This is a genomic window from Marinomonas piezotolerans, assembly GCF_003362755.1.
Classification (GTDB): Bacteria; Pseudomonadota; Gammaproteobacteria; order Pseudomonadales; family Marinomonadaceae; genus Marinomonas; species Marinomonas piezotolerans.
In genome coordinates this window covers 44,349-51,447 of the sequence record NZ_QKRA01000016.1, presented here as the reverse complement: position 1 = coordinate 51,447, position 7,099 = coordinate 44,349, and the positions used below count along the sequence as shown (strand labels likewise).

Sequence of the window (7,099 nt, the reverse complement as noted above, 5' to 3'; positions counted from 1 at the left end):
TATCTGCATCTAACATATCTAGCCTCCTGCTTACTTTCTGAGCATAGCAGGAGGCTAAAAAACATCAAACATTATTGTAAAACATCAAACTATAATGTCTTTTATCAAACTATAATGTCACCGCACAGCAGAAGCACTATATAAGAAATTGCGTGATGGCAAAAAAGGGTTAGCGTTGCCGTCGCATATGTTTGCTTGGACGGCGGCGGCAACGACAATCTTAGCCACGGTTGCTGTGGCAATTGTAGATCTTCAATATGCCTGGTTGCCGCCTCTTGTCGGAATGACAGTACTGGCAGGCTACTTTGCAAAAGAATTAGCGCGTACGCATCGGGTTGTTTCGAGAGCGTTGAGTGGTTCTTTTACTCACCCGCTGGCTGCTAAAACCTATTCAGATCAACCTAAACAAATAGGGTTGTTAGAAGTGGCTGCAAAAAGTCAGTATACCCATTTAGATACTGTTTTAACTCGCATTGAAGAAGAGTCGAATGAAGTGTCTAAGCGCTCTAAGCAAGGGCTTGTACAGACTCAGAGTGCAACGAAAAAGATTGATCAACAGCAGCATGAAACTCAAGAAGTTGCGACGGCAATGCAACAGATGACGGCGACTGTGTCTGAGGTTTCTCAGCATGTCCAGTTGACAGCCGATGGTGCTAAAGAATCAAAATCACTCGCTGAAAGCGGTGATGAAACGTTACGCCAGACGCTCGAGTCGATTCAATCTCTAGCAGACTTAGTTGGGCAGATCAGTGATTCGGTGGAAGATTTGTCAAAACAGTCAGAAGGGATTGCCGAAGTGGCTTTAATGATTGACCAGATTGCGGAGCAAACTAACCTTCTCGCATTGAATGCAGCAATTGAGGCGGCCCGGGCAGGTGAGCATGGTCGGGGGTTTGCAGTGGTTGCTGATGAAGTACGTAAACTGGCTCAGCGAACTCAAGGCTCAACTCAAGAGATACATCAGATTATTGAGCGTTTACGTAGTGGAGCGCAAGGCGCAGTAAAAGTAGCTGCAAATGGCCGTGAAAGTGCGACCAACGGTTTAAGTCAAATGTCGTCAGCGCAACAGGCACTGCAGGCAATCGTTAGCTCTGTTACGACCATTTCTGATATGGCTGTGCAGATGGCGGCAGCTGTCGAAGAGCAGTCCCATGTTTCTGAGGATATCAACCGTCAATTGGTGCGAATTTCAGATCTAGCGTCCGGTACTAAGTCGGAAGCCGACGCCGCTAAGAACAGTATGGAGGAGTTACAACGCGTGTCATCTGATATGCACGAGTTGGTTGTACGCTTTAAATAATTGGCAATAGAGTAAAAAACGCCGAAGCATTGATAGTGCTGCGGCGTTTTTATGTGATTACCGCTACGGTAGTGGTAGGTTGTCAGTATGTTGTGCGTTGTGTGAAATACGTTTGATAATTAAGTCTTGTGCAACATCAATGTCACCCATAGCTTGTAGCAATTTGCTTAGCTCGTTTATCGCATCCGAATTGGCATCAAGTTGAAGTGCTTTTTCATAGTAATCTCGTGCTTTGCCCCATAGCTTTTGGCGTTGGCATATTCGCCCAGCGGTCAGGTAAAGCGGGGCGCTGTCTGGCTGTCGGCGAATCCAAGTTTCAACATTTGACAGTGCTTTCTTCATCGAGACATCGACTAGCGTACCGTAAACGGCAATAAGTGCGTCGGACCATTGGTCATTCAAGCTGTGACGTATAAAGGACTCCGCTTTTTCCTCGTTACCGAAATCGATTAATGCAGACGCATAATGAACAAGCAATTCGTCGTCTTTATCTAACGTGTCTATTTTTTTCCAGATGCCGTTAAGTTCAGTCTCCAAACCAGCGGTATCTTGACCGATTTTTTGGCGGAAACGAAGTTTCTCTAAAAGTGCTAAGAAGGCATTTTTTTCCAACTCTAAAAGGTTGGAGTCGTCATAGATGCCCTGTTTTTTTAAGACCGGTGTCAGCTCTTGTAAAGCATCCCAATCTTTAAGTTTGGTGTATACCGTTACTAACATCTTTAGAGTCTGCCGATGTTTTGGTTTCATCTTATGTAAGCGTTTTAACGTTGCTAAGGCGCCTTCGTAATGGCCTTGTTTAAGTTGTAACTGGCTTTGTACAAAACTGATCGCGAACTCTGCTTCGGGAGATGTTTTGTGGGCTTGGCGTAGTAACTCTTTTGAACGCTCATGTTCGTCTTGCTCACTAGCAGCGTAGGCGGCACCGATGTAGTTCAGTAACGGGTACGTCACTTTTTCTGCTGAAGCCGTTAATAGTTTTTCTGCTTTACTCCAGTTGCCTCCAGCAAGCTCAAGCATGCCTCTAATCGTGCCTTTTAGAGCTCGTTTTTGTGGTAAGTTTCCGGTCAATTTTGATAATGATGAATTAGGGTGTAAAAGCACCCACATGAGCTTAAACAGAGCGCTAATCATCAAGTAAGCGAGAATTATGATTGCAATCGTGACCCAAAGACTCATTTCAATGGTAACGCCTTGAAAGGCGATGAGTACGTAGCCTGAATCCTGCTTCATAGCCAGACCGACGGCCCCACCCACCAGCAAGACGATCACTAAAGAGAATAATAGCTTTCTCATGATGGTGTGTCCTCTTGGTTATCGGTGCTCGTTGTGTCTGGTAAAGTTTGCGCTTCTGGAGTAGGTGGTTCGACCTCAGCGGGTGAGTAGGTGGATGTCGTATTGGCATTCCATTGTATCATGAGCGTTTTCATCGCCTGAAGCGATGCGCGAGGGATCGGGATGCTTGGGTTTGGGTTGACTTGTTGTAAAGAGGTAAGAGTCGTCATAAAAGCGATTGTGGATTGAGCACTGGCGTCGAAGTGTTCGCTGATTGCGCTCGCAACTCTTGCCAAAGCACTGTCATAAATTTCCCTTTCACCTTTCAGTAACGCGACTTGAGCCACATCTATTTGTAGTTGAATTCCTGTGATTAACTCTTGGTACTCCGCTGGCGGAAGAAGCGCTTTGATAGGTTTTTGATTGTAGTTAATCACGACTAACGATTTGATGCCTTCCCACGCCTCCAGCATGACAGTTTTAAAAGCCGACGTTGATTCGACCTCAATACGGTCATTTTTTTGTGCTTGCCAAGCATGTGACGGCTCTCGCTGGGGAAGATCGGGGACTTGGTCGAATAAAGCAGCTAATTGTAAATAGCGACCTTCTAAGTCAAAGCTAGAGACTGATTTGAGGGCTTGGACATCCTGTGCGATCGCTTTGCGTGTTTCGAACATCAAAGGGTCTTCAAGATCGGCTAAAATATTGTCCGCATTCGAGAGCAGGGTAATGGCGCTTTGAGTGTCTTTTTCTAAGAGTAGGCGTTGGTTCGCTAGCCGAATTAAGTACTCCGCTTCTGCTAACAACCAATCGTTTTTATCGATATTGCCTAGCTGATTAATTTTTTGAGAGAGCTTTATAATCGATTCGTCGGTTGTCTGAAACTGTTGTTCTGTCGATTGTGCAATATTCTGAAGGGTTTGCTCGAATCCTGCTAAACCTTTTACAACAGTTGTATTGGCGTTTGTTGTGCGATCAAGGCGAGCAATCTGCTGCTCTAAAGCGATGATTTTATTTTGCGCTTGGGATAGTGCGTCATCTGAATTTTTTATAAGTTTAGATTGATAAAGCTGCCAGCCACTGAGCGCCAATGCACTCATGCCAACAATCAGTGCGGCACTTGATAGTGCGCTTTTACTCTGTTTGGTGTTGCTTCGGGTAATGCCGGACTGAGCATATTCTGTAGCGTTTGATGATTTGTTCTCTGAGTTTGAAGCGTTGCTTGTCTCAGAAGTTGTAGTGTCATCAAGCGCGTTATCGTTTTTGTTGGTCATTTTACCGTCCTAAATGCTGCTTTGTGGCTGCGATGAAGCTGTCGTCGTCAGCGCCCTGTGCACAAATCACTCGTTTCCAATTATGGCTTCTTGCTTGCTCTGCAACACGTTCACTCGGTGTTAGCAACGCAATGTTTTTAAAATCTGGCAGATGTTTCTCAACCTGCTTGGTTAAATTGTCTAGGCTTTCTCCACTGGTGGACCATATTACGTCAGGTTGCTCTAGGAAGAAAAATGTTTGTGCATCGTAAATGGGGGCGATGCGCTCGTATAGCTCTAGTTGGTCAACTTTCGCCCCTCTCTCTTCTAGACTGGTTGCAAGGACAGGGCGTCCACCTTTACCTCGTACGATGAGTACTTTTTGTTCGCGCATTTTGACAGGCTTAAGCCAGTTCAAGAGCATTTCGGTTGTGTGGCCAGGGTTGCTTATTGCTGGAATGTGTAACGCATTAAGTTGTTGTGTGGTGCCCTTTCCTATGCCTAACCATTGAATACCGACTGGCAACATAGGCCAGCATTCGTCAATTAAATCCGCACCCAAGCGAGCGGCATTTTTGCTGACGAAAATAACGTACTGATAAGCGTCTAAATTGAACAACTGTGAATGCAGTTTTTTTATCTCGTGCTCACTGTTACAAGGCTTAATTTGCAGCATAGGAAGCGATATCGCCGAAGCACCTATCGATGACAGTCGCTGACAGGTGTCACTGTTTTCTGGTTCTGGCCGAGTGACAAGCACTTTTATTCCTTGCATACAGCTCCCTTAGCGACCGTATACTGCATCAAGGATCTCTTGCGCGCCTTTGGCAAGAAGGTCTTCTGCTAACGTCGTGCCTAGTTGCTCTGCATACTCTTTTGCACCACGGATTTCACTTCGGATGATCAGTGTTCCGTCTGTATTACCTACTAACCCGCGCACAAAGAGCTCATCTCCGTCGAGCGTCGCGAAGCAAGCTATTGGCGCTTGGCAGCCACCGTTCAGGCGTTTATTTACGGCGCGTTCCGCAGTTACTCTATAAGCTGTTTCTTGATGCTGTAAAGGTGCCAGCATTGCGATCAGCTCTTGGTCATTGCTACGACACTCAATCCCCATTGCGCCTTGTCCACCCGCAGGTAAGCAAAATTCATCGCTAATACGTGTTCTAATTCGGTCTTCCATTTCTAAACGAAGCAAACCTGCTGTTGCGAGTACTATCGCGTCGTACTCTCCGTCATCTAGTTTACGTAAGCGAGTATTAACATTGCCGCGTAAATTCTTAATCTTAATGTCTGGACGATGCATACTGATCTGGCAAGCACGGCGAAGGCTTGAAGTGCCTACTACTGCGCCATTTGGTAATTCTTCAATGCTATGGTAGAGGTTCGATACAAACGCGTCAGTAGGGTCTTCACGCTCGCATATCACGCTCAACCCTAATCCCTCTGGAAATTCCATTGGCACATCTTTCATAGAGTGGACTGCGATGTCTGCACTGCCATCCATTAGTGCTTTTTCTAGCTCTTTTACAAATAGCCCTTTACCGCCTACTTGAGCAAGAGGTTTGTCTAGGATTTGATCACCTTTAGTCGTCATGCCAAGGAGTTCGACTTTCGTATCAGGGTACAGTGCCTCCAGTGACGCTTTGACGTTGTTAGCTTGCCAAAGTGCCAGTTGACTTTCACGCGTGGCGATGACGATTTTCGTTTTCACATTCTCTCCTAGTGTTGGAATACAAGAGCGATAAAGCTATAAAAATTTGTTACATCATACTCCCTTGCCTAATGAGCGTCATCCTTGGAGCCCTTTATAAAGGCCGCTCTATCAGGTAATCTTGCCGCAACATTGATCTCACACTGGGAAATGAATAGATGACTGATACCAATAAAACCACAAACCAGCAATGGGGTGGTCGTTTTTCGGAACCTGTTGATGCGTTTGTCGCGCGCTTTACTGCATCGGTAGAGTTTGATCAGCGGATGGCAAAACAAGACATTCAAGGTTCTGTAGCGCATGCGAAAATGCTCACAAAAGTAGGTGTTTTAACGGTCGAAGAGCGCGATCAAATTATCCAGGGCTTGGCGGAAATCGAACAAGAAATCGCACGCGGTGAATTCGAGTGGTCGGTGGAGCTGGAAGATGTTCACATGAACATTGAAGCACGTTTGACACAAAAGATTGGTGTTACAGGTAAGAAGTTGCACACTGGGCGTTCGCGAAACGATCAGGTAGCGACTGATATTCGCTTGTATATGCGTGATGAAATAGATTTTTTGTTAGAAGAAGTGACACGCCTTCAGCAAGGGATCCTATCGCTAGCAGAACGTAATACCGATACCATTATGCCTGGCTTCACGCATTTGCAGACAGCACAGCCAGTGACATTTGGTCATCACTTGATGGCATGGTACGAAATGGCGCAACGTGATTATGAGCGTTTATTAGATTGCCGAAAACGCGTTAATATTTTGCCGTTAGGCGCTGCTGCGCTCGCTGGAACGACGTATCCGATTGACCGCGAAATGACCGCGGAGCTCCTAGGGTTTGAACGTCCTACTTATAACTCTTTGGATTCGGTCAGTGATCGAGACTTTGCGATTGAGTTCACTTCTACAGCGTCAATCATCATGATGCATATGTCTCGTTGGGCAGAAGAGATGGTTATGTGGGCGTCCGCGCAATTTAACTTCATATTTTTACCGGATCGGTTTTGTACCGGTTCTTCAATCATGCCGCAAAAGAAAAACCCAGATGTGCCTGAACTTGTGCGTGGCAAGACGGGGCGTGTCTATGGGCATCTTATGAGTCTGCTGACATTGATGAAATCGCAATGCTTGGCCTACAACAAAGATAACCAAGAAGACAAAGAGCCATTGTTTGATACGGTTGACACATTGCGTGGTTCATTACGTTCATTTGCGGACATGATCCCAGCGATCGAAGCCCGCAGTGAACACATGTATGAAGCAGCACGTCGAGGTTTCAGTACCGCAACGGATTTAGCTGATTACTTGGTGCGTAAAGGCGTAGCCTTCCGTGATGCTCATGAGGTCGTTGGTAAAGCAGTGGGCTTTGGTGTTCAAGAAGGGCGTGATCTGTCTGAAATGACGCTTGAGGAGCTGCAAAGCTTTGGTTCAATGATTGAAGCTGATGTATTTGACGTTCTAACTTTGGAAGGATCGGTTGCAGCCCGAGATCACATTGGGGGAACCGCGCCAGCTCAAGTGAAAGCAGCCATAGCTCGTGCAAAGGATGAATTAGCTAAACGCGTGTAAT

The 7,099-nt window shown here is 46.0% G+C and carries 6 protein-coding genes; 2 read left to right on the top strand and 4 right to left on the bottom strand.

Features of this window, described 5'->3' with window-relative positions:
- Positions 1-175: 175 nt before the first annotated feature.
- Positions 176-1,300 carry a methyl-accepting chemotaxis protein gene (locus DN730_RS19105; RefSeq protein WP_158541241.1) on the top strand — a complete coding sequence of 375 codons (1,125 nt, stop codon included), beginning with the start codon at positions 176-178 and terminating at the stop codon, positions 1,298-1,300.
- Positions 1,301-1,363: 63 nt separating this feature from the next.
- On the opposite strand, the gene DN730_RS18500 is transcribed toward DN730_RS19105, so the two are convergent.
- The 4 genes from DN730_RS18500 to hemC are packed head-to-tail and all read right to left on the bottom strand — an operon-like array spanning position 1,364 to position 5,536.
- On the bottom strand, positions 1,364-2,593 hold the full coding sequence (locus DN730_RS18500; RefSeq protein ID WP_115469609.1) for a heme biosynthesis HemY N-terminal domain-containing protein: 1,230 nt from the start codon (positions 2,591-2,593) through the stop codon (positions 1,364-1,366).
- Positions 2,590-3,846, bottom strand: a complete 1,257-nt coding sequence (locus DN730_RS18495) for a uroporphyrinogen-III C-methyltransferase (protein ID WP_115469608.1) — start codon at positions 3,844-3,846, stop codon at positions 2,590-2,592. The genes DN730_RS18500 and DN730_RS18495 overlap by 4 nt, the downstream gene beginning before the upstream one ends.
- Before the next feature lies 1 nt (position 3,847).
- Positions 3,848-4,600 carry a uroporphyrinogen-III synthase gene (locus tag DN730_RS18490; RefSeq protein ID WP_115469607.1) on the bottom strand — a complete coding sequence of 251 codons (753 nt, stop codon included), beginning with the start codon at positions 4,598-4,600 and terminating at the stop codon, positions 3,848-3,850.
- Between the two features lie 9 nt (positions 4,601-4,609).
- Positions 4,610-5,536, bottom strand: coding sequence for a hydroxymethylbilane synthase (hemC, locus tag DN730_RS18485; RefSeq protein ID WP_115469606.1), 927 nt, complete (start codon positions 5,534-5,536; stop codon positions 4,610-4,612).
- Positions 5,537-5,694: 158 nt separating this feature from the next.
- Between hemC and argH the strand changes: the two genes are divergently transcribed.
- Positions 5,695-7,098, top strand: a complete 1,404-nt coding sequence (argH, locus tag DN730_RS18480; protein ID WP_115469605.1) for an argininosuccinate lyase — start codon at positions 5,695-5,697, stop codon at positions 7,096-7,098.
- Position 7,099: the final 1 nt, after the last annotated feature.

Excerpts from the sequence above, each read along its gene's own strand:
- DN730_RS18495 (WP_115469608.1), bottom strand. The coding sequence starts at position 3,846 with ATGACCAACAAAAACGATAACGCGCTTGATGACACTACAACTTCTGAG.
- DN730_RS18500 (WP_115469609.1), bottom strand. The coding sequence starts at position 2,593 with ATGAGAAAGCTATTATTCTCTTTAGTGATCGTCTTGCTGGTGGGTGGG.
- DN730_RS18490 (WP_115469607.1), bottom strand. The coding sequence starts at position 4,600 with ATGCAAGGAATAAAAGTGCTTGTCACTCGGCCAGAACCAGAAAACAGT.
- argH (WP_115469605.1), top strand. The coding sequence starts at position 5,695 with ATGACTGATACCAATAAAACCACAAACCAGCAATGGGGTGGTCGTTTT.